General features: G+C 37.5%; 23 protein-coding genes and 1 tRNA gene. 4 read left to right on the top strand and 20 right to left on the bottom strand.

All coding sequences use genetic code 11. The features are described 5' to 3' along the window. Nucleotides 1-32: 32 nt before the first annotated feature. Complete coding sequence (trmJ, locus tag A6B43_RS01160) at nt 33-767, top strand: tRNA (cytosine(32)/uridine(32)-2'-O)-methyltransferase TrmJ (RefSeq protein WP_124210767.1); 735 nt, start codon at nt 33-35, stop codon at nt 765-767. 30 nt (nt 768-797) lie between these two features. Here the strand turns inward: trmJ and murQ are convergent, their stop codons facing one another. The 5 genes from murQ to smrB form a co-directional block, all read right to left on the bottom strand. After that, nucleotides 798-1,706, bottom strand: a complete 909-nt coding sequence (gene murQ / locus A6B43_RS01165) for an N-acetylmuramic acid 6-phosphate etherase (RefSeq protein WP_124210768.1) — start codon at nt 1,704-1,706, stop codon at nt 798-800. 43 nt (nt 1,707-1,749) lie between these two features. Next, nucleotides 1,750-2,910: an anhydro-N-acetylmuramic acid kinase gene (locus tag A6B43_RS01170; protein ID WP_124210769.1), complete on the bottom strand. Its 1,161-nt coding sequence runs from the start codon at nt 2,908-2,910 to the stop codon at nt 1,750-1,752. Next, complete coding sequence (locus A6B43_RS01175) at nt 2,900-5,140, bottom strand: ATP-binding protein (RefSeq protein WP_124210770.1); 2,241 nt, start codon at nt 5,138-5,140, stop codon at nt 2,900-2,902. Before A6B43_RS01175 ends, A6B43_RS01170 begins: the two co-directional genes overlap by 11 nt. Before the next feature lie 98 nt (nt 5,141-5,238). After that, nucleotides 5,239-6,102 (bottom strand): EamA/RhaT family transporter, encoded by an 864-nt coding sequence (locus tag A6B43_RS01180; protein ID WP_124210771.1) that lies wholly within the window; start codon nt 6,100-6,102, stop codon nt 5,239-5,241. A gap of 137 nt (nt 6,103-6,239) precedes the next feature. After that, nucleotides 6,240-6,776, bottom strand: a complete 537-nt coding sequence (gene smrB, locus A6B43_RS01185) for an endonuclease SmrB (protein WP_124210772.1) — start codon at nt 6,774-6,776, stop codon at nt 6,240-6,242. A 120-nt stretch (nt 6,777-6,896) separates the two neighbouring features. Here smrB and prmB point away from each other — a divergent pair, with 120 nt between their 5' ends. Continuing rightward, nucleotides 6,897-7,847 carry a 50S ribosomal protein L3 N(5)-glutamine methyltransferase gene (gene prmB, locus A6B43_RS01190; RefSeq protein WP_124210773.1) on the top strand — a complete coding sequence of 317 codons (951 nt, stop codon included), beginning with the start codon at nt 6,897-6,899 and terminating at the stop codon, nt 7,845-7,847. Between the two features lie 189 nt (nt 7,848-8,036). Continuing rightward, nucleotides 8,037-10,676: a phosphoenolpyruvate carboxylase gene (gene ppc, locus A6B43_RS01195; protein ID WP_124210774.1), complete on the top strand. Its 2,640-nt coding sequence runs from the start codon at nt 8,037-8,039 to the stop codon at nt 10,674-10,676. 414 nt (nt 10,677-11,090) lie between these two features. Here ppc and A6B43_RS01200 read toward each other — a convergent pair whose 3' ends face one another. From A6B43_RS01200 to A6B43_RS01270, 15 genes are all read right to left on the bottom strand, one after another. Further along, complete coding sequence (locus A6B43_RS01200) at nt 11,091-11,927, bottom strand: SDR family oxidoreductase (protein ID WP_124210775.1); 837 nt, start codon at nt 11,925-11,927, stop codon at nt 11,091-11,093. A 90-nt stretch (nt 11,928-12,017) separates the two neighbouring features. Continuing rightward, entirely contained in the window at nt 12,018-12,335 is a 318-nt protein-coding gene (locus A6B43_RS01205; protein ID WP_124210776.1) for a DUF4298 domain-containing protein, read from the bottom strand. 137 nt (nt 12,336-12,472) lie between these two features. Further along, nucleotides 12,473-12,549: transfer RNA gene (locus tag A6B43_RS01210), tRNA-Ile, on the bottom strand. Nucleotides 12,550-12,645: 96 nt separating this feature from the next. Continuing rightward, nucleotides 12,646-13,698, bottom strand: a complete 1,053-nt coding sequence (gene modC, locus A6B43_RS01215) for a molybdenum ABC transporter ATP-binding protein ModC (RefSeq protein ID WP_124210777.1) — start codon at nt 13,696-13,698, stop codon at nt 12,646-12,648. A 6-nt stretch (nt 13,699-13,704) separates the two neighbouring features. Then, nucleotides 13,705-14,400, bottom strand: coding sequence for a molybdate ABC transporter permease subunit (gene modB, locus A6B43_RS01220; protein WP_124210778.1), 696 nt, complete (start codon nt 14,398-14,400; stop codon nt 13,705-13,707). A gap of 33 nt (nt 14,401-14,433) precedes the next feature. Next, nucleotides 14,434-15,192 carry a molybdate ABC transporter substrate-binding protein gene (modA, locus tag A6B43_RS01225; protein ID WP_124210779.1) on the bottom strand — a complete coding sequence of 253 codons (759 nt, stop codon included), beginning with the start codon at nt 15,190-15,192 and terminating at the stop codon, nt 14,434-14,436. A gap of 24 nt (nt 15,193-15,216) precedes the next feature. Beyond that, nucleotides 15,217-15,972 (bottom strand): ABC transporter permease, encoded by a 756-nt coding sequence (locus A6B43_RS01230; protein WP_124210780.1) that lies wholly within the window; start codon nt 15,970-15,972, stop codon nt 15,217-15,219. 9 nt (nt 15,973-15,981) lie between these two features. After that, nucleotides 15,982-16,878, bottom strand: coding sequence for an ABC transporter ATP-binding protein (locus tag A6B43_RS01235; protein WP_124210781.1), 897 nt, complete (start codon nt 16,876-16,878; stop codon nt 15,982-15,984). Between the two features lie 43 nt (nt 16,879-16,921). Further along, nucleotides 16,922-18,982 carry a DNA polymerase III subunit gamma/tau gene (gene dnaX, locus A6B43_RS01240; protein WP_124210782.1) on the bottom strand — a complete coding sequence of 687 codons (2,061 nt, stop codon included), beginning with the start codon at nt 18,980-18,982 and terminating at the stop codon, nt 16,922-16,924. A 23-nt stretch (nt 18,983-19,005) separates the two neighbouring features. Beyond that, entirely contained in the window at nt 19,006-19,545 is a 540-nt protein-coding gene (gene apt / locus A6B43_RS01245) for an adenine phosphoribosyltransferase (RefSeq protein WP_124210783.1), read from the bottom strand. A 145-nt stretch (nt 19,546-19,690) separates the two neighbouring features. Continuing rightward, complete coding sequence (locus tag A6B43_RS01250) at nt 19,691-20,443, bottom strand: SDR family oxidoreductase (RefSeq protein ID WP_124210784.1); 753 nt, start codon at nt 20,441-20,443, stop codon at nt 19,691-19,693. 80 nt (nt 20,444-20,523) lie between these two features. After that, the gene (locus tag A6B43_RS01255) at nt 20,524-20,979 is read right to left on the bottom strand and encodes a YcgN family cysteine cluster protein (protein WP_124210785.1); all 456 of its coding nucleotides are present in this window, start codon (nt 20,977-20,979) and stop codon (nt 20,524-20,526) included. Then, nucleotides 20,979-21,296: a YbjQ family protein gene (locus tag A6B43_RS01260; protein ID WP_124210786.1), complete on the bottom strand. Its 318-nt coding sequence runs from the start codon at nt 21,294-21,296 to the stop codon at nt 20,979-20,981. Before A6B43_RS01260 ends, A6B43_RS01255 begins: the two co-directional genes overlap by 1 nt. Beyond that, nucleotides 21,293-21,895, bottom strand: a complete 603-nt coding sequence (locus A6B43_RS01265) for an XTP/dITP diphosphatase (protein ID WP_124210787.1) — start codon at nt 21,893-21,895, stop codon at nt 21,293-21,295. Before A6B43_RS01265 ends, A6B43_RS01260 begins: the two co-directional genes overlap by 4 nt. A 41-nt stretch (nt 21,896-21,936) precedes the next feature. Beyond that, a complete protein-coding gene (locus A6B43_RS01270; protein WP_124210788.1) occupies nt 21,937-22,869 on the bottom strand; it encodes a Kdo(2)-lipid IV(A) acyltransferase in 933 nt (310 codons plus the stop codon). 190 nt (nt 22,870-23,059) lie between these two features. Here A6B43_RS01270 and hpf point away from each other — a divergent pair, with 190 nt between their 5' ends. Then, nucleotides 23,060-23,386, top strand: a complete 327-nt coding sequence (gene hpf / locus A6B43_RS01275; RefSeq protein ID WP_124210789.1) for a ribosome hibernation-promoting factor, HPF/YfiA family — start codon at nt 23,060-23,062, stop codon at nt 23,384-23,386. Nucleotides 23,387-23,431: the final 45 nt, after the last annotated feature.

Genomic DNA, 23,431 nt, shown 5'->3' on the forward strand with positions numbered 1-23,431 from the left:
CTTAATACTGAATAGGCATAATCTCACTAAAAATGAATATACTTGATAACATTCAAATTATCCTTATTGAAACCTCACACAGTGGCAATATAGGTTCAACTGCTCGGGCAATGAAAACAATGGGATTACATAATTTACGATTAGTTGCTCCTAAACAAACTGTTGATGAACAAGCAATAGCACTATCAGCAGGAGCCAAAGATCTCTTAGAAAATCTTCCCATTTTTGCTGATTTTGATAGTGCCATTGCCGATTGCCAGCTAGTTATTGGCACAAGTGCTAGGCATCGCCACTTACAAAGCACTTTAATAGAACCTAGACAGTGTGGGGAATTATCCATTACACGAGCTAAACAAGGAAAAGTTGCTATTGTTTTTGGACGAGAGAGAGTTGGGCTAACGAATGAAGAATTATTGAAATGCCATTATCACCTACATATACCAACCAATCCTGAATATGGTTCACTCAACTTAGCAATGGCCGTACAATTAGTAAGCTATGAGCTGAGAATGGCGTGGCTTAATCTGCAAGCAATGCACAAAAATGAGCTAGACTCACCACTTGTCGATTATCCAACCGCTGAGTCCGTAGAATATTTTTTTCAACATACTGAAAAATTATATAGAGAGCTTGGCTTTATCCGCAATGATGCTGTAATGCTTAAACTCCGCCGTTTATATCAGCGCGCTGAACTAGAAACCAATGAGCTTAATTTACTACGAGGAATGCTCTCGGCTGTTGAAAAAGGGTTAAAGCAAACCCTTTAACCCTTATCTTAATAAGAAAAGAGCGAAAAACTAGAGAGCTCGTTGTAAATGTCCCTGTTTTTCAGCTAATAGTTGTTGTGCTGAAGATTTATCTAAACCAGCTAAAATCATCAAAATCGCCAGTTTTGCACTATTATTCGCTTCATTAAGGGCCATTTCTGCCGTTTCTCTAGAGCAATCAGTTGCTTGCATCACAATACTGATTGCTCGAGCAACTAATTTTTGATTACTTGCTTGTACATCAACCATTAAATTTTGATAGCATTTACCCATTAAAATCATACTTGCCGTAGTGAGCATATTTAACACCAATTTTTGTGCTGTTCCTGATTTTAAGCGACTTGATCCAGTTAATACTTCTGCGCCAACTACGGTTTCAATTGCAATACTTGCAATTTGGCTCATTTCAGAATTTGGATTGCTCGCAATCGAAACAGTCACTGCTCCAATCTGATTTGCATATTCCAATGCCCCAATTACATAGGGCGTACGCCCACTAGCCGCTATACCAACTAATACATCTTTCTCTGAAAAACTCACCGCTTGTAAATCTAAAACGCCTGCATTTCTATTATCTTCAGCACCTTCAACAGGGTTACGCAAGGCACTTTCTCCACCTGCGATAATACCTTTTACCATATCAGAAGAAACCCCAAAAGTCGGTGGACATTCTGATGCATCTAACACGCCAAGACGGCCACTTGTCCCTGCGCCAATATAAATTAACCGTCCACCAGTCTGAAATGCCTGAACAATTTTCTCAACAGCTTGGGCAATATACGGCAAACATTTTTCAACAGCCACAGCAACGTGCTTATCTTCACGATTTATTAACGTAACCAATTCTAATGCTGACATTTTATCTATCTGCATTGAACTTGGATTTCTCTGCTCTGTAATTAATTGGGCTAAACTATCAAGTAGGTTCTGCTCTGCCATTTTTATATCTCGCTATATTTGAAAAATTTGAAATCAAAGGAAATTAAGGGTAAGGAAAAATTGCCCCTAAACTGACCGCTTGTGTCGCACCTGTAACACTTGGCACATTCCCTGCTAAGCTATTCATACGTTGATAAGCTAACCACGCAAACGCTGCAGATTCCACATCATCTGCATTTATACCATATTGAGTAGTTGTACTAACAGACCAATTTGGCATCAACGCTTTTATTCGTTCCATCAATAACGGATTTCTTGCCCCTCCACCACAAACAAGCAATAAACAAGGTAAATTCAGCTGACTAACTATTTTTGTTAAATCATTTGCAATACTTTGAGCAGTAAATTCCACTAAAGTAGTTTGTACATCAACGGCCTGTAACACTTCGCCATTACAAGCGGTAACTTTAGCAAGTTTTTTTTCGAGCCACGACAAATTAAACTGCTCACGTCCTGTACTTTTAGGTGGTAACAGTGTGAAAAAAGGATCATCTAACAGTTCCGCTAATAATTCACGTTTCATATTGCCCTGCTTTGCCCATTCTGCATCTTTATCAAACGGCTTTCCCTGATGCTTTTCGATCCAACTGTCTAATAACGTATTGCCAGCCCCAATATCATAGCCAATTACATTTTGGTTAGGGATCAATAATGATACATTACTTATCCCACCAATATTTACCACTGCAACAATCCGTTTTGGATCAGCGAATAATGCTTGATGAAAAGCAGGTACAAGCGGAGCTCCTTGACCGCCAAATGCCATATCTTTACGACGAAAATCGCCAACAACGGTAATTCTCGTTTTTGCCGCAACCAGATTCATATCACCTAATTGCATTGTAAAAGGAAAATATCCCTGTGGTGCGTGCCAAATTGTTTGTCCGTGGCAACCAATAGCTCGAATGTTCTCGGGTAGCACATTATGCTTTTTAAGAAACTGGTTAATGCTATTAGCGTAGAGAAGACCTAAACGATGATCAAGCTCACCTAATTTTTGTAAAGTTACTTCACCTGATTTAACTAATTGGGAGAGTTCACCTCGTAGATCTTCTGGTATTGGCATCACTTCTGCCTTCAATAATTTTGGTGATTGGCTAAAATCCATTAACGCAATATCGACTCCATCAAGGCTCGTTCCAGACATTACACCAATATAAAGCGAAGGATTACAAGCGGTGAGATTAACACGATTATTTGTCATTTTTTACCTCTTTTATCCATAAAGTTGCCTGTTGTAAATCTTCCTGCCAATGATGTAATTGTGCTACCCAATGTTCAATATTCTCTGCCCAGAAAATGCCATTATCTGTTTGAGCAAGTTGAGCAATCTGTTGCAATCGTTTTAATCCAACTGAAGCAAATGCACCTTTAATTTTATGAGCCTCGTCTACAATGATTTTTCGCTGCCGTTCATCATCTATGTTTCCTTGTTGCCACTGCTGAAAATAAGCCTGCAAATTATTGAGATAATCAGGCATTAGTTGCGCAAAAAGCTCTAAATTTGCTAACACGGCATTTACCCCCATTACATCTACGAGTTCACCAAGCATTAAACAGTCAAAAGGTAAATCCTGCTCGGAAATAAATTCAGCAAGCGGTCGATTTTCAAAAGAATTTTCCAAAAATCCCTCATCAAAATAATAATTTAAGCATCTCGCTAATGCTTCTAGTGAAAGAGGCTTACGTAATACATCGTCCATACCTTGCTGTTCATATTCAGCTTTAGTTTGAATAATATTTGCGGTCAATGCGACCAATAGCGGTAAATAATCGACCTTTCCTTCTTCATAACGTTTTCGTAGTTGCTGTGCAATTTCAAATCCTGTTGTATCAGGTAATTGAATATCCAATAAAATTAAATCATAACTATTTTCCTCAAATAGCTCAAAAGCCCTTGCACCACTCATTGCCACATCAACTTCACACCCAAATTTAGCCAACATAGCCTTAGCAACAACTATATTGACTTCAATATCTTCTACTAACAACACTCGCAATGCGTGCCGATTTAACGCTACCACATTTTGTGGTGCAACTTCATTGGCTTGAATGGTCAAAGTAAAAGTTGAGCCTTGGTTTAATTCGCTCTCAACCGTTAAATCTCCCCCCATTAGTTTAGCAATCCGCTTTGAAATGGCTAACCCAATGCCACTACCTGCGGCTTTTTTACCTTGACTATTTTCTGCTTGGTAGAACATCGCAAAAATTTTACGCTGTTCACTTTTTTGAATACCAATGCCTGTATCTCGTAGTTCAAAACTGAAATGATCATTATCCTTACGTTTTACATTTAGATAAATATCTCCCCCTGCGGGAGTAAATTTGACGGCATTACTGACCAAATTCCATAAGATTTGGCTTAAACGGGCATTATCAACATAAATAAAATGCGGTAAGTCTTGATCATAATGGATATGAAAATGGATATTCTTCTGTCCCGCCATTAAATTCGCAAAATGACTAATATTGCTAATCACCTGTGAAAACTCTATTTCCGAACGAAATAACTCAATCCGCCGACTGTCTATTTTTTCTAAGTCAATAATATCGCTAAAGATATGCCCTAAAGACACAGCACTAATGTTAATGGTTTTTAAATAATCTCGTTGTTGTTCGGATATTTCGCCTTCTAGTAGAATCTGACTTAAACCAATAATTCCATTTAACGGCGTTCGTAATTCGTGGCTGATCGTTGCCATTAATGTTGTTTTATCTCGACTATTTTTCTCTATCACAGATTGATAACGTTTGCGTTCGGTAACATCTCGTCCAAAGCCCATAATACAGTGTAGATCTTTTATCTGATCGTAATACGGCACTTTACGAATTTCAAAACAGGCTAATTTACCATTTGGATAGCGAATCCACTGCTCATAAGTAACACCCGTATTACTAATGAAAGTGTCGCTGTCCGTTGATAAAATTAAATTAGCTGTTTCAGGTGAATAAATATCGTGAGGAGTTAAATTTATTAGCTCTGTTTCGGATTTTCCTGTTAATAATTCCATTGCTCTATTACAGCCTAAAAATCGCCCCTTATCATCACGATAAAAAACTAAATCAGGGGAAGCATTAAAAAATGAGCGTAAAAATGAGGCTGTCTGATCCAATTCAACATTCAGTCGTGCATCATGTTCACGCAAAAGTGAAAGATCTTTTAATGAGGTTTCTAAACGAATACGAGAGCGTTCTAATTTTTCTACAACTAGATTAAAAAAATAGAGGGTAAAAGGGGCAGAAATTAAACCAAATACGATAGAACGAAAAATATCACTATGCGGAACTTCCCCTGTAAATAGTAAACTTAACACAGATTGTAAAATAATTGCAGATAACGAAAGAATGAAAAAACCAAATAATGCAGCCTTTACCTTACCTAACCGCAAGACCCAATTTACATAATTCTGCCCATAATATTTCAGATTTTTCATTTCTCTGCCCCTTTGTATGACGTTCTATATAAAATTAATCTCTGCCTATTACATTTTTTTAGGCTAATCTTACCGCTTGTTGGTGAATATATTTGTATTTATCGCCAATAAAATAGACAAATAATTGCGATAATCGCTACACACACCCCCATATAGTTGGCTTTATGCACTCTTTCTTTGAATAACAATGCTCCAACTAACGTTCCTAAACAAATCACTCCTAAATTCATTCCTGTAAATACAAGAGTGGGGTCATCTTTCATCGCTTGATGTGCTTTTAAATAAAATAGAATATTACCAAAGTTCAATGTTCCTAATAGCAAACCAACTAACACACTAGGAATATGCCATTGTGTACGCTTTAATAATAAAGTAATAAACATTACACAACCTGCACTAATAAAGGTAATCAATAGGGTTAAAGAAAATGCTTCGCCTGTTTTTGCCATTTGTTTAAATAAAATGTCAATGACTCCAAATCCAATCCAGACCAACAGTAAAATTAAAAATACTATTTTATTTACTTTTGCCATTTCGCTCTGGCTTTTCCACAATAAAAATCCTAATGCAATAAATGCCAAAACTAATGCAAATAATTTATGGGAAGTTACCGCTTCTCCAAACAAAGTAAAAGCCGCTAGAATAGGCAAAAATAATGAGAGCCGTTGTACAGCATCAGTACGCACAATACCTGCTAATTCAATAGCTTTCGCTTGAATTAAAAAAACCGTAGGTAATAAAATGCCCAATGCGAAAAAGAGATAAGAAGATGGGTTATTACTCACAATATCAACGACTGTTTGCCCTTTGAAATCGGGTTTCAATAAAAAATAACAGAATGCAACAGCAACTAAATAATTGACTGCAATACTCTGTGCAATCTTGATCTCTTTTTGATGAGCTATTTTTATCAATGCACCAACAGATACACTACATAAAATAGCTAAAACAAGTTCTAACATTTTTTCTCCTTTAATGTTTGAATAAAAAACAAGCACTAATCTTAATGTAATTTAGTGCTCTTATACCACCATTTTTATCATTATAATTTTCTAGCTCATTAAAATAGTCGAAAAATTTGCCTAAATCTTACCGCTTGTTAACGGCGAAACTCCTCATTATTACGAACTTGCTCAATAAGGATTAAAATAGCTGCATCCCCCCCCCACTCCCTTGGTGCTTGGTGTAAAGCTAACACTTTAGGGTGCTGAACAAGCCAACGAGGAATTTGATTTTTCAAAGCTCGTGTGCCGTATCCTGTCATAATACTTGCACAATGCACATTTTCACGCTCACAGGCTAAGATTAAACTTGCTAGCTCTTTTTTGGCTTGTTCACGGGTTAGTCCGTGTAGATCTAAAAAAAGCTCAGGGTGAAAATCTCCACGGCGTAATTGTTTGAGAATATAAGGATCAACATCTTCACGACGATAACGCACTTTTTCATTCTCTTCAGCTAAAAGCGGTTCATATTCATCAGAAAAATAGAATAACGTATCGGCGTGTTCTTTTTGTTCCCGAACTTCACTAATCTTTTTTCCTAGTACTGTTTTAGGTACAAAAGTATTCTGCTCAATTTTTTTTGTGCCTTTTATTGCATTTTGAAATAATGCTACATCATCATCTTGTTCTTTCATAATTTATCCCGTTAAATTTTATTACTAGCATTCTAACATAAAGGGAAATATGGTATAAATCTTCACAGTTTTATTAGCAAAGATTTATTCTGCTAACCGTAAAATTAAAATAGGATACCTATGTTTAAATATAACCTTGAATTACTTGACGATATAGCCCAATCTCCCGTTGAGCAAGATCTCAAAACCATTTTAGATATGATGCGTTGGGCATATAGTTATTTTAATGCGTCTGATATTTACTACGGACACGGGCACGACAATGCGTGGGATGAAGCTAATCAATTAGTCTTAAGCGCTTTAGCTCTGCCAGTTGATGTGCCAGAAAGTCTCTACCAATCACGTCTTACCGCTGTTGAAAAACAACGTATTATTGAAATGGTGCAACAACGCTTAGGACTACGCAAGCCTGTTGCTTATCTCACCCATAGTGCGTGGTTTTGTGGCTTAGATTTTTATGTTGATGAACGAGTAATTATTCCACGATCACCTATTGGCGAACTTATTCAGCAAGGCTTTACAGGGATTTTACGTACAGAACCTCACCGAATTTTAGATCTTTGTACAGGCAGTGGTTGTATTGCTATTGCTTGTGCTGAACGCTTTCCGAACGCAGAAATTGATGCTATTGATCTCTCAACTGATGCTCTCAATGTTGCTGAAATCAACATTGACCGCTATCAAATGGCAGAACGAGTCTTCCCGTTACAGTCAGATTTATTTAACCGATTACCACAAGATAAATATGATTTAATTATCACTAATCCACCTTATGTTGACCAAGAAGATCTTGACTCAATGCCTGAAGAATTTCAACACGAACCTGAGCTCGCTCTTGGCTCAGGCATTGATGGGCTAGAAATTACTAAACGTATTTTGGCACAATCCGCAGAATATCTGTCCGACAACGGTGTATTAGTTTGCGAAGTAGGTAACAGTATGGTTCATCTTATTGAGCAATTCCCTACCGTGCCATTTAACTGGCTTGAGTTCCAAAATGGCGGTTTGGGTGTTTTCAGCCTAACCCGAGAGCAATTACTTGCTCACCAAGCACTATTTAATTCGCAGTAAGCCTATCCAGCAAGCGGTTGATTCGCAAAATTTTTTGCAAAGAAACCGCTTATATCTCCTACATCAATTTAAAGCATAAATTTTTCTAATCCTCAGTATAAAAATAATTGAACAAAATATTGCACTCGCTTTACTTTTTCGGTATATCTACACCCAATATATTTTAGAAGAATAGCAAAAGGATATTTTATGCATCATCAATATGAATCAATGCGAAATAACATTCATATGTTAGGCGATTTTCTAGGGGAAACTATTTGCGATGCGCAAGGGAGCGATATTTTAGCGTTAATCGAAAATATTCGTAAACTTTCACGAGCATCTCGTGGCGGAGATGACACCGCCAGAAAACAATTACTCGATATTTTATCGACCATTTCAACCGAAAACGTCATTCCTGTTGCTCGAGCATTTAGCCATTTTCTTAATCTCACTAATATTGCTGAACAGTACCAAACTATTTCCCGTCATAATCAAGATCATTCATTAAGTGAACGATCGCTCGGAGCACTTTTTGCACGGTTAAAAGCACAACAAATGCCCGTAGGTAGAGTGCTAGAAGCCATTGATAAGTTGCTGATTGATCTTGTTCTAACCGCTCACCCAACAGAAGTTACTCGCCGTTCCTTAGTCCATAAACATGTTGAGATTAACCGTTGCCTGAGCCTACTTGAACACGATGATTTAACTGAACAGGAAAGCACCAAATACAAACGCCGTTTATTGCAACTAATTGCATTAGCATGGCATACAAATGAAATTCGAACCCAACGCCCAACGCCAGTCGATGAAGCCAAATGGGGAATGGCAGTAATTGAAAATAGTTTATGGCACGCTGTGCCTGAATTTTGTCGTCAAATCAATTTTCATTTAGAAAAACACTTCGGCGTGCAGTATTCGGTCTCGCTTTCTTCGGTGCGTTTTTCTTCATGGATGGGCGGAGATAGAGATGGTAACCCATTCGTTACTGCTGAAACAACTCGCCAAGTGCTACTGATGAACCGCTGGAAAGCCGCAGAACTATTTTTAAATGATATTCGAAATTTAACGGAAGAACTTTCCGTTGTGCAATGTACTCCTGAATTTCGAGAAAAATATGGCGGCAATTTAGAGCCCTACCGAGCAGTTATGCGATCTCTACGCACAAAATTGATCAAAACGGTTACCTATTACGGTGAATTGCTCGAAGGAAAACCTTCTACTATTCATTTACAAGAAATTTTGACACAAGATGAACAACTTTGGCAGCCTCTCTATGATTGCTACCAATCTTTAATACAATGTGGCGTGCGGATTATCGCTAATGGAGGATTATTAGATTGCCTGCGCCGAGTTCGTTGCTTTGGCTTAGGTCTAACTCGTTTAGACATCCGCCAAGAAAGCTCCCGACATACAATGGCGATTGCAGAAATTACTCGCTATATTGGCTTAGGCGACTACGCCCAATGGTCTGAAAAAGAGAAACAGACCTTTTTAATTCAAGAACTCCGCTCGCACCGCCCTTTAATCCCAACCAACTGGCAACCTAGTGCTGAAACAGCAGAGATTTTAGCAACAGCTCAAATCATTGCCAAACAACCAGAAGGTGCAATTTCTGCCTACATTATCTCAATGGCTCGTGAGGCCTCCGATGTGCTTGCCGTTCATCTATTACTCAAGGAAATGGGCTGTACTCAAAAAATTCCTGTATCTCCCTTATTTGAAACATTAGATGATCTCAACCGCTGTGAAAAAGTGATGAGTGAACTCTTTGAGATGGATTGGTATCGTGAAATCATTGATCACCAACAAATGATCATGATCGGCTACTCCGATTCAGCGAAAGATGCGGGTATGTTAGCGGCGTCTTGGGCACAATATCGAGCACAAGAAGCCTTAGTTAATCTCTGCAAAAAATTTGATATTGAACTTACGCTCTTTCACGGGCGTGGAGGTACAATTGGACGTGGCGGCGCACCTGCTCACGCTGCTCTACTTTCTCAGCCTCCTGGGTCATTAAAAAATGGTTTACGAGTAACCGAGCAAGGCGAAATGATTCGCTTTAAACTTGGTCTACCAGCTGTTGCCATTGAAAGCTTAGATCTTTACGCCAGTGCGATACTTGAAGCAAATCTTTTCCCGCCACCAGAACCAAAACCGCAATGGCGTGAAATAATGGATCAAAGTGCAGATATTTCCTGCCAATGCTATCGTCATATAGTACGAGATGAACCTAACTTCGTACCTTATTTCCGCAGTGCTACCCCTGAACTAGAATTATCAAAATTACCTTTAGGCTCTCGCCCTGCCAAACGTAACCCGAATGGCGGTGTTGAAAGTTTAAGAGCAATTCCGTGGATATTTGCCTGGATGCAAAACCGCTTAATGCTGCCTGCGTGGTTAGGTGCTGGTCAAGCGTTACAACAATTAATTGAACAAGGAAATTATCCCCTATTGAAAGAGATGTGCGAACAATGGCCATTTTTCTCTACCCGTATTGGTATGTTAGAAATGGTCTTCAGCAAAACTGATTTATGGCTTGCCGAACATTACGATCAACGTCTCGTGGCACAGCAACTACACTATTTAGGTAACACCTTACGTAGCCAACTACAAAAGGATATCAAAACCGTTTTATCTCTCGCTCACGAAGGACAATTAATGGCGGATCTTCCATGGATTGCAGATTCTATCGCCTTACGCAATATTTATACCGACCCGCTCAATCTTCTGCAAGTTGAACTTCTATACCGCTTACGTAAACAAGGAGAAATAACCGATCCAGCTCTTGAACAGGCTTTAATGATTACCATTACAGGTATTGCTGCGGGAATGAGGAATACCGGCTGATTACAAATTCTTTAGATAAACAGACCGCTTGTAATACTCAACAAGCGGTCTGTTTATTCAAAATTTTGCACTTTTATTACTAATAAACCACTTTTATCTTCCATTCATTCTTTATTGAAATTTTTTAACTATTTTATAAAAACGAATGAACTTTATGATAAATAACTAGTCTGATTAAGTGCTAAATGCTTAAACTCAAATAGCAAAGTTTTTTTCATTTCCTTAGGTAAGACCTCCTCCCGATACTATTACCCTTTTGGTATCGGGCTTTTTTATACCTATTACTTTTAAATAATTTCTTATACCAAGACTATTTTTATATAGTCAGAAATAACAAAAAATATAAACTAGAAAAGCACTCAAAAGATAGTAAAAAAATCCCACTGTTTTTCTAAAAACAATGGGATAATTTAGTTAACTATCATAACGAGTGCTTAACGACAGCGGTTGCCACTCTTGCATTTCTTGCATTATTTCTTGGTTCTTACGAACAGCCCCACCAAAACTATCCGCACCTAAATAGATACGAAGTGGTGGATTTTCTGCTTCTGCTAACTCAATCAATGCCGCTGCTGCTTTCTCAGGATCACCACTTTGATTTTGATGTAAACCACGATATGCTTGCTCATATTGACGAACACTACTATACTCATTTAACGGATGTTCCGGGAAACGAGCCGAACCTCCAAGGAAATTTGTGCGTAGTCCTCCCGGACAAACTGCAATAGAACGCACATTAAAATCTCTGCCTTCATAATCCACGGCTTCACTTAACATAATAACAGCGGCTTTCGTTGCACTATAAATTGCTTGTCCAGGTGCAGTTGTACTTCCCGAAATTGAAGATATATTGAGAAAACGACCGCTCTTTTGCTGGCGATAAACTGCCATCACTGCTCGAATAACATTCATCATACCGAATACATTAATATCGAAATTATCACGTATTTCTTTGTCTGAAAGCTCTTCAATAGCTCCAACTTGGATATAACCCGCATTATTTACTGTTACATCAATTCGACCAAATGTACTTAAAATATCAGCTATACCACGCTGAATATCAATTTCATCTGTGATTTTCATTGTAATTGGTAAAAAATTCTCGCCTGAATAGCCTACAGCAATTTTCAATTTTTCAACATCTCTTGTAGTAGCTGCCACACGGTAACCCTGTGCAAGTAATGTCTTAACCGTTGTTAAACCTAAGCCACTGGAAGCCCCCGTAACTAACCATACTTTATTATTTGTCATAACTTTCCTTTATCTCATTAAAGAGCAATTCTATTTTTAATGACTTAATTGCCCTAAAAAAGCATAATTTAGTAATATTTATGTTAATAATTAATCATTTTGCGCTTCAAGTTTTGCTAAAATCTCTTTTAATTCTGAAGATAAGCTTTGCTCTTCTTCAAAAGCATTCCACAATGCATCTTGAGATAGCACGCTATAATTTCCATTGGTTTCTAACGGTAACTCATCCTCACTCATTTCATATAGTTCAATCCATTTTGGATTTGAATAAAATGGTTTAAGTTCAGCCATGATTGCCACAGCCTCTTGCCATTGTTGAATATTTTTTTCAAGTTTTGGTTGAAGTTTTACCCATTTACCATATAGATCTTGCATTTTCTGAATATAAGCGATATCAACGTCTGCCATTTTGCTTTCCTTTTATCAATTAAAGTTTATAAGAAATCATTATAATTGTTAGAACAATTATTTATTTGTGTGATTAGCGTACTACTAAAATATACGGTTGTAAATCTGAGATTATAAATTAGGACAAGTAATTTGAATGGTCCCCCCTACCGGACTTGAACCAGTGACCAAGCGATTATGAGTCGCCTGCTCTAACCAACTGAGCTAAGGGGGGATATTAAGAATATGAAAACGGTGTCAATTATAATAGGAAAATATTTAAAAAGCTACTTTTCTGCTTATATCTAAGATTACTCGCTGAAAAAACAGGCTAAATTGAGATACTTTTTATCTGTAAATAAACGAGCTGTCCTACGGTTAATTGCAATTCGCTAAATGCCCAAGAACTAATTGTTGCCCAAATGATTTGTTCTCCAACTGTAATTGCAATGTCCAAGCGGTCAGGTCGTGTCTCAATTTTGTAAATGGTTCCTTTAAGTATATTACGGATTGATGTTTTTACAGGTTGTTCGAGGGTAATTGACACATCTCGGCTAGCAATCATAATCCGAATTTTATCACCAAATTCATAGCCTGATTGCCTATTTATCCAAATACTCTGCTTACCTAGCTGTAATGCTAACATTTGATCTTGTGGTTGTTCATTTCTCAACGAAAGTTCTAACAAACTATTTTTACTTTCAATTTGCCAGGGCAAAAACAGCTCACTATTCAGCACTTCAGTGGTAGATGCATAGGCCATCATTTTACCCTGTTCAAGCAATAACAAGCGGTTAGATAACCGAATAACTTCACCTAGGCTATGAGTAACATATAAAATAGGTATTTGAAGTTTCTGGGCAAGTTGCCGTAAATAGCTCAACAATTCATTTTTTTTAGGAATATCTAAAGCAGATAATGGCTCGTCCATCAATAATAGTTCTGGCTCAGAAAGTAAAGCTCGCCCAATCGCAACACGTTGTTTTTCTCCCCCAGAAAGGCTATTGGGGTAACGATTAAGCAAGTTTCCGAGTCCTAATAACTCAACTAATTGCAAAAATTTTTCAGGATCTGGCCGCTTGCAACCATATTTCAAATTGCCCTCAACTCGATAATGAGGAAATAATCTAGGTTCTTGAAAAACATAGCCAATCCGTCGTTTTTCTGGGGGTAAATTTATCTTTTGTTTAGTACTAAATAATACTCGCTGATTTAACACAATCTGCCCACTTTCAGCTTTAGACAATCCTGCAATCAAATTGATTAAGCTTGATTTTCCTGCCCCTGAACGCCCAAAAATTGCGGTAACGCCTTGGCTCTCTATCGCTACATTTACATCTAAATTTAATTGTCCTAATTGCTGTTTTACCGAAATTTGTAACATTTTAGCCTACTGATATGTCTGCTGACGTTTTGCAAGTATTTCCGAGCAAATCAATGCAAATAAAGAAATGAGAATAGCTACTAAACATAAACGGGCAGCAGCCATTTCTCCATCGGGAGTTTCAATGAAAGTATAAAGAGCAGAAGGAATTGTTTGGGTTTCATTTGGTATATTAGATACGAAAGTAATGGTTGCTCCAAATTCTCCAAGTGAGCGTGCAAACCCCAGCACAATCCCTGCAATAATACCCGAAAAAGAAAGCGGTAACGTCAGGGTAAAAAATACTTTTAATGGGCTAGCTCCTAACGTTCTCGCCGCCTGTTCTAATTTGGGATCAACTGTTTCAAATACTAAACGAATAGAACGTACCATTAACGGAAATGCCATAATCATTGATGCAAGCACTGCTCCACGCCAAGAAAAACTAAATGAAAAATTAAACCATTGCCACAACCACTGCCCAATCATACCTTTTTTTGCCATTACAATCAGTAATATATAGCCAATTACCACTGGAGGAAGGACTAATGGCAGATGGATAATGCCATTTAGTAGATTTTTCCCAAAAAATGTTTTGCGGGCAAGCACCCACGCTATTGCAATAGCAAAGGGTAATGCAAAAAGAACAGCAACCGATGCTACTTTCAAACTCAAAAAAATAGCATCAAGTTCTTGCTGAGAAAAAGCAGAAAATAAGTTCATATTGTGATGATAAGCGGTTGTTTTATTGAAAACTTATTCAACTGGTACAAATCCTGCATCTTGAAAAGTTTGCCGTGCCTCTGAACTAAATAAAAACGCAAAAAAACGTTGAACTTCAGGTTTATTATTTAATGCTAAAATGGGGTAAACAATATCGCCATAGCTTATTGGTGGAAATTCAGCCACGATTTTGACATTCGGGCTAATATTAGCATCCGTTGCATAAACGATACCTAATGGTAATTCATCTCGTGCAACATAGGATAATACAGCACGCACATCTTTCGCTTTAGCTAATCGAGTTTCAACACTGTTCCACTTACCTAAATAAGTTAATGCTTTTTTAGCATACCGCCCTGCTGGTACATTATCATCTGCAATGGCTAAATAACGTTCACCTAAGATTTTAGGGAGATCCATTTGCTGAATTTCTATTGCGTGTAAATCACTTTCTTTAGGTGCAATCAACACCAGACTATTTTTGGCAAGAATTCGTTGGTTCGTTATTTTATTTGGCTGATGAGCTATTAAATAATCTGCCCAATGTTGATCTGCAGAAATAAATAGGTCAGCGGGAGCATCTTGTTCAATCTGCTTTGCAAGTGTTGATGAGCCTGCAAAGGAAAAAGTTAGCTGATCAGCTGGAAATTTTGTTTGATATTGCATACCTAACTGCTGTAATACATTCGTCATTGAAGCGGCTGCAAATACTCGAATATTTTCAGCAAACACATTATTTGGAAATAACCAACTTGCAAAAGCAACAGCTACACTTATCCAACGCCAATTCATTCTTATTTCCTTATATGTTATGAATTAACTACGCAAATTTACGCCACGTTCAATTAACGAATATGCCCAGCTATATAAAGCAATAATAAATAAGGCAAGCACACCAAAAGTGTAGTAAATAGACACATCACTTATTCCAAGAAAACCATATCTAAAACCACTAATCATATAAACAATCGGATTAAAGCGAGAAACAATTTGCCAAAATTCTGGTAATAAACTGATAGAATAGAACACACCGCCCAAATAGGTTAAAGGTGTTAATACAAAAGTCGGAATAATACCGATATCATCAAAGGTATTAGCATATACTGCATTGATAAGCCCACCTAATGCAAAAACGATGGTACTCAGCAACATTGTAAGAAAAATAATACTCCACGAATAAATATCGTAAGAAACAAAGCAGAGCGCGACAGCAGTAACTAATGCTCCAACCAATACACCTCGAACAATACTACCGAAAACATAGCCCCAAATAATAGTATGAGTAGAAATTGGCGAAACAAGCAGTTCTTCAATATTACGCACAAATTTACTCAAGAAAAATGAAGAAGCCGTATTACCATAAGCTGAAGTAATAGAACTCATCATAATCAGCCCTGGTGCAATAAACTGCATATAACTCACGCCATTCATTTCACCAATACGATTACCAATTAAAGTACCAAAAATTAAAAAATATAGCGTAGTCGTAATTATCGGTGGAACAAGTGTTTGTCGCCAAATGCGTAGCACTCTTTTTGTTTCTTTAAAAACTAACGTGTAAAAACCAATCATATCTTCTTCCTATTTCAAGCTCATAAAAAATTCTTCTAAACGATTAGATTTATTACGCAAACTCAATATATTGATATGTTGTTCCGTCAACTGTTGAAATAATCTATTCAGCCCTTGTTTGCGTTTAACCTCAACTTCAAGCGTCGTTTCATCAATCCATTTAATTGGGTAATCTTCAATCACAAGCGGTTGCTTTTCGGCAATATCTAACACGAATGTTTCTGCCTCTAGTTTTGCTAGCAATGCTTTCATCGAAGTATTCTCAACTAATTGCCCTTTTTGGATAATGCCTATATTCCGACAAAGCATTTCCGCCTCTTCCAAATAATGGGTAGTTAAAATAATAGTTGTCCCATTTTGGTTTAGCTCACGCAGGAAATCCCATAAACTACGGCGTAATTCAATATCAACCCCCGCCGTTGGTTCATCTAAAATCAATAATTTAGGGTTATGCATTAAAGCTCTGGCAATCATTACACGGCGTTTCATTCCACCCGATAATTCTCGGATCTGTGCCTCTTTTTTTTCCCATAATTCTAATTTACGCAACCAATATTCAACCCGCTCTAATGCCGTTGCTCGATCTACTCCATAAAATCCTGCTTGACAAAGCAATACATCAATCACTTTTTCAAATTGGTTAAAATTAAATTCTTGTGGTACTAAGCCAATCTGCTGTTTTAATTGTGTTTTTTGCGTATCGAGATCATAGCCGAACACATTAACAGAACCACTTGTTTTATTTACCAACGAACTAATGATCCCAATTAATGTTGATTTTCCTGCACCATTGTGCCCAAGTAATGCATAAAAATCGCCCTGTTCCACGCTTAAATCAATTCCCTTAATAGCTTGTACACCTGTACGATATTGCTTTACTAACTGCTTAATTTCTAATGCTTTCATTTTAGATTACTCACCTTTTCTCTATTTATTCTGTTTGATACTATTACTCTGCAACTGCCCTTATCGTAGATTCATCAATTTCTGCATTAAACGCGTTTTTTAATAATCGTAATTTCTCATCTGCTATCAACGCTTGTTTCGCTGATTGAGTAAGTTGCTCAAAAATTTGCCGGCGTAGTTCTAAGGGTGTTTTATGTGTATTGCTCTCGCCAAGAGATAGATGGTAATTTAACCCTTGTTCTGCTAACGCCTGCTTTAAATTTTCTAAGTTTTCAGTATTTTTTAAATGTGCCATTACAGGTTTTAAAACTAATTGCAACTCATCACCTTGCTGACCTGCAAGATAACTATTTAAAGCCAATTGACGTGCTAGCCCTGGAAGGGTTAAATGGTTAATAATACGACACCACTCATCTTGCTCACTAGCAAGTTTAATTGTTTTCTGCACTAACTCAGGTGTGCGTTCTTGCAAAATAGCTTGCTTAATATCGGAAGGTTTTTGAGTAATTTCTTGCTGATTTTCTAATTCGGGATTGAGCCATGTCCAACGGTAATCTTCACCATCATTATCTTGCACTGAATGTTCAGCTTTTTTCGCCTGTTCTACATTTTTATTCGCTAATTTTGCAAAACGTGCCTGTAAGTTCTCACTATCAGAACGGCTTCCTTTAGTTGAGGTTGGCGTTAAAAATTCACGCTTTTTTTTTTGCTGTTCTGAACTTAATGCATCAAGTCGATTTAACGCATTGAGAGCCATTGTTGCCGCTTTTAATGGCGATGTTTTTGATAAATTTTCGGATAAAGCGGTAGTTTCAGCTACGTTATTTGCAATATTTTCTATAGAACTCACCGCTTGTAATGTTGTTGTCTTTTTAGCCTCTACTTGTTGATTTTGTACAAGTTGTTCCTTTATCTGTGCAATCTTTGACTGCGTAGCTGAGACACTTTTAACTGGCTGAGTAGAAACTACTGAGGTCGTAGGTGTTACGATTTTATCGGCGTTTTTCGGGTGAAAAGCCAATGCTCGCAATATTGTCATCTCCACACCAATGCGAGGCTCTGGAGCAAGCGATAACTCTTTTTTCCCTGCTAACATTAACTGATAGAAAAATTGTACATCTTCAGGGGGTAACTGACGAGCAAGAAAATGTAATGCACTTTCGCTTTGTGAATTTTCTATATTGTGATCGTGATGTTGTGATGAATGAGGTAATAATTGCAACATTGCAATTTGATGTAAACGCTCAGCCACATCGCTTAATAGCTGTTGCCAATCTACACCTTTTTGTGCAACCGATTGAATAACATTCATCGCTTTTTCACCATCAGCAAGAGCTAATGCTTGTACCAATTCAATAGGTTGATGATCATCAATCAACCCTAGCATTTGGCTAACTGTTGGTAAGGTAATTTCACCATTACCAACTGCAATGGCTTGATCCGTTAAACTAAGCGAATCTCTTATACTACCTTGTGCAGCTTTTGCTAACTTTTCAACCGCTGAAAGCTGGTACGAAATATTTTCTTGTTTTAGAATAAATTCAAGATGATGCTGAATTTGAGACTGATCCAATGCCCGCAGATGAAATTGCATACAACGAGATAAAATCGTGATAGGTAATTTCTGTGGATCAGTCGTTGCCAATAAAAACTTCACATACTCAGGCGGCTCTTCCAATGTTTTTAGCAATGCATTGAAACTACTGCGAGAGAGCATATGCACTTCATCAATTAAGTAAACTTTAAAACGTCCTACCGTAGGTTTATACTGCACGTTATCAAGCAACTCACGGGTATCTTCCACTTTAGTTCGAGAAGCCGCATCAATCTCAATAAGATCAATAAAACGCCCTTCTTCAATCGCTTTACAATTTGCACATTTTCCACAAGGATCAGCCGTAATTCCTGTTTCACAGTTTAGCCCTTTTGCAAATAAACGTGCAATAGACGTTTTCCCTACCCCCCGAGTACCTGAAAAAAGATAAGCGTGATGTAACCGATTTTCTCGCAACCCATTTTCAAGAGCAGATAAAACGTGTTGTTGTCCAACCACTTGATTAAAACGTTGTGGTCGCCATTTTCGTGCAAGAACTTGATAGGACACAAAATTACCTATTTTAATATAAATTAATGACCGTCAAAGCTCACTAAAGTGAAAGGCTTAATGCCAAATTCAGCTAAACGCTCTGCCCCTTTTAATTCAGGTAGCCAAATAACAAATGCCGCATTTTCAACCACGCCATTTAAACGGCGAATCAATTTTGCTGTTGCCTCAACTGTTCCACCTGTTGCTAATAAATCATCAATAATTAGGACATTGTCCCCTTCCTTAATAGCATCAGAGTGAATTTCTAACGTATCTTCACCATATTCTAGCGTATAAGATTGAGAAATTGTTGCTCGAGGTAATTTTTTAGGCTTACGCACTAAAACAAAAGGTACACCTAATGCTAACGCAACAGGTGCCCCAAAGATGAAACCTCTTGATTCTGTTCCAACAATTTTATTGATACCTTTATCTTTAAACTCCGCCACGATTGCATCAACCGAGGCACGAAATGCCTCAGGTGATTCTAATAAAGAAGTAATATCACGGAAAATAATCCCTGCTTTCGGATAATCAGGAATAGATTTGATTGATGATTTAATTAAATCCAGTTGGCTCATTGCTTAACCTTTCGTGTTTAAATGAAAAATAACTGATGGAATTTAACAAAAATTTGAGGAATTACAAGGAAAAAATGCAACAAGCGGTGAGATCTATCAAAAGATTGGCAAATAACATGCCAATCTTTTATCATTTTGCATATTTCTACTGGCTACGGCTAATAGAAAGCGGAGCAAAACTTTGTGCCGTTGGCATCACTTCAATACGGTTAATATTAACGTGTGCAGGCTGTTGATTAAGCCATAACACAATATTTGCAATATCTTCAGGGGTAACAAAATCTACATTTTCATAGACTTTTGTGGCTTTTTCATCATCACCTTTAAAACGAACATTTGAAAATTCTGTTCCGCCACAAAGCCCTGGTTCAACATTGCTCACTCTAATTGCTGTTCCTGACAAATCAGCTCGTAAATTCAAACTAAATTGTTTGACAAAAGCCTTAGTACCACCATATACATTACCTCCTGGGTAAGCATAATTTCCCGCAATCGAACCAATATTGATAATATGTCCCTGATTTCTTTCCACCATTTCAGGTAGAATTTCACGAGTTATCGCTACAAGCCCTTTAATATTGGTATCAATCATTTGTAACCAATCATTCAAATTAGCTTTATTAGCAGGCTCGAGCCCTAACGCTAACCCTGCATTATTGACTAATAAATCTACTGTTTGCCAACCTGTCGGGCGATCATTCAATGCTGTTTTTACTTGCTCAACATCACTCACATCAAAGGCTAATGGTAAGAAATGTTCACCGAATTCTGTTTTTAACTCAGCTAAACGCTCGGCTCGTCTGCCCGTTCCAATCACTTTATAACCTGCGTTAATCAATATTTTACAAATGGCTAAGCCAAATCCCGCGGTAACGCCAGTAACTAATGCTGTTTTCATTGTTTGCTCCTTTCATTTATTATTGTTATAAAATAAGCGAATCACCCCAACAGCAAAAAATACTTGGAACAGACCGCTTGTTATACGTCATCAATAACAAATTCAAACCAATCGATGACATTTTGTTCGTGAATACCATTCTTAATTAAGATATTGGCATTTTTAACAGAATTTGGATCGTTAGAAATCAATGGGTGCCAATCAAATAACGGCTTACCTTCATAAATCAAACGATAAGCACAGGTTTTCGGTAACCAACCAAAATCAGGTAAATTCTTTTTTGTAAGCTTAGTGCAGTCCGTTTCAAGTTTAAAACGATTAGCATAATTACTGCACCTACCTGTTTCTATATCCAATAAATTACAAGCTACGGCGGTGTAATAAAGTTTCTCTCGTTTTCCTCTGCCTTGAATATATTTACGATAACAGCACTTACCACAACCATCACACAAGGCTTCCCATTCAACTTCATTCATTTCTAACAGCGATTTTTTCTGCCAAAATAGCGGTTCGATCGCTGAATTATTTTGCCACATTATCGAATTACAACCGCAGTACCCGTTGCCACAATGACAAACATACTTTTTGTGCCAAGAGCTGAATAATCAAAAGACACCCCTATTATGGCATTTGCACCTAATTTACGGGCATTTTCTTCAAGCTCTCGTAATGCATCTTCACGAGATGCACTAATTTTACGCTCATAAGAGCCTGAACGCCCACCTATAATATCGGTAATACTTGCAAAGAAATCACGCACAATGTTTGCACCTGAAACAACTTCACCAAAAACTAGGCCTTTATATTCAATAATATCGTGATTTTGAATTGTTGGGGTAGTACTAATAATCATAATTGCTCCTTAAGCTGTTGTTTTAATGATGCCAATGCCATCGCTCGATGAGACACCTTTTTTTTCTCTGTTGATTCTAATTCAGCAAAGGTACAATTTTTAGGGGGATAAAAAAATAATGGATCGTAACCAAAACCATTTTTTCCTCGTTCTTCGGCTAGAATTACACCTGAACATTCGCCAAGTGCAATTCTAGGAGTTTGATCTGTTTCAGATTGTAAAAATACTAGGCAACTGACAAACTTCGCTGTTCGTGCCGTTTCATCAACATTGGCAAGAGCTTGTAATAACTTAGCACGGTTCGCTTGATCATCGCCATCTATTCCTGCATAACGAGCCGAATATAACCCAGGTTGCCCACCAAGAGCATCAACAGAAAGTCCAGAGTCATCAGCAATTGCAGGTAACCCTGTCATTTTTGATGCATAGCGAGCTTTAATTAACGCGTTTTCTACAAAAGTCAGCCCCGTTTCTTCTGGGCTTGAAATACCAAAGTCGCTTTGAGCAATCACCTCAAAGCCGAGTTCATTGAGTACATCAGCCATTTCCCGTACTTTTCCTGCATTACTTGTGGCTAATACAATTTTAATTTTTGACATTCGTTATCCTTTTACTAAATTTCGTTATATCTCACCGCTTGTCAATACAAGCTTGGCTCATCTTCACTAGGACGAGTTTTAAAACGGCGATGAAGCCACATATATTGACTTATCGCTTTAAGAATTTCCGTCTCTACCACTTTATTCATTTGAGTTGCCGTATCAATTTCATTCGTGCATTCACTAAAATCTACTACAGGACTAATTTTTACCGTATAGCCTGAATAATCATAATTACGCATTGGAGTAAAAGGAATAACAACACTATTTGGTGCTGAACGCAATAACATATAACTTCCTGTTGTTGTACAAGCCTGCTGTACCGCAAAAAATGGTACAAACACACTATTTTTCCGTCCATAATCGTGATCGGGCGCATACCAAATTGTGTCATTCGCTCGTAAAGCTTTTATCATTCCTCGTAAATCTTTACGATCAACCATTCCTTTATTCGAACGTACTCGTCCACGGTATTGTAGCCAATCAAACAACAAATTATCATTAGGACGATAGATCCCAACGCCTTGATGATGTAGCCCAACAATTCTTGCTCCAAGCTCTAGCGTTAAAAAATGAACGCCAACTAAAACTACTCCCGTATGCTCATTTTGTTTTAAATGTTCTAACCCTTCAATTTTTGACCATTTTAAAATCCGTTTATCCGACCAAAACCACGCCATTCCCGTTTCAATAATTGCCATTCCAACAGAATGAATATTATCAGCCAAAATTTTCTCCCGCTGTTCCATAGAGTATTCTGGAAAACAAAGGGCCAAATTACGCCGAGCTATATTTATTCTACGTTTACCAAATTTAAGATGAGCAAACAATCTCCCCAATCCTTTACCAATAATCACTAACAATGGATAGGGCAAACATAATACTAGTCGAAATAGACCTAATCCAACCCAAAGCCCCCAGTATTTAGGACGCAAAAAAGTAAGTTGAAACGGGAGTAATTTTTTTTCTGTCATTCGCAGTCATTCTCTTATGCTAATCGCAATTGATTAGCACGAATTATAGTCCAAAACAATAAAAAAGTGTTAAGTAGATCAAACTTTTGCGTTTTTTATCCGTCTAATAGATTGAAATTTTCAGTTAAAAAGCATACTTTCTGGAATATCATTCATTGACCAATATGGTCTCTAACAAGAGGAAAATGTGATGACAATCAATATTTCAAGCAAACAAATGGATATTACCCCAACAATTCGTGCTTACATTGAAGAACGTTTAGCAAAATTGAATAAATGGCAAACCCAGCTTATTAACCCACATTTTATGATCCACAAACAGCCCAATGGCTACGAAGTAGAAGCCGCTATCGGCACACCTGTAGGAGATCTTTTTGCTAAAGCTCAAGATCATGATTTATACAAAGCGATACATGATGTCGAAGTAAAACTTGAAGCTCAACTGAATAAACAAAAACATAAAGGAGAAGCTCGCCGAGCAGACGAAAGTTTGAAAACATTAGTAGAATCAGAATAATACATTCAAAATACAAATCGCCATAGGCATTTATCTTATGGCGAT

The organism is Vespertiliibacter pulmonis (genome assembly GCF_013377275.1).
Lineage (GTDB): Bacteria > Pseudomonadota > Gammaproteobacteria > Enterobacterales > Pasteurellaceae > Vespertiliibacter > Vespertiliibacter pulmonis.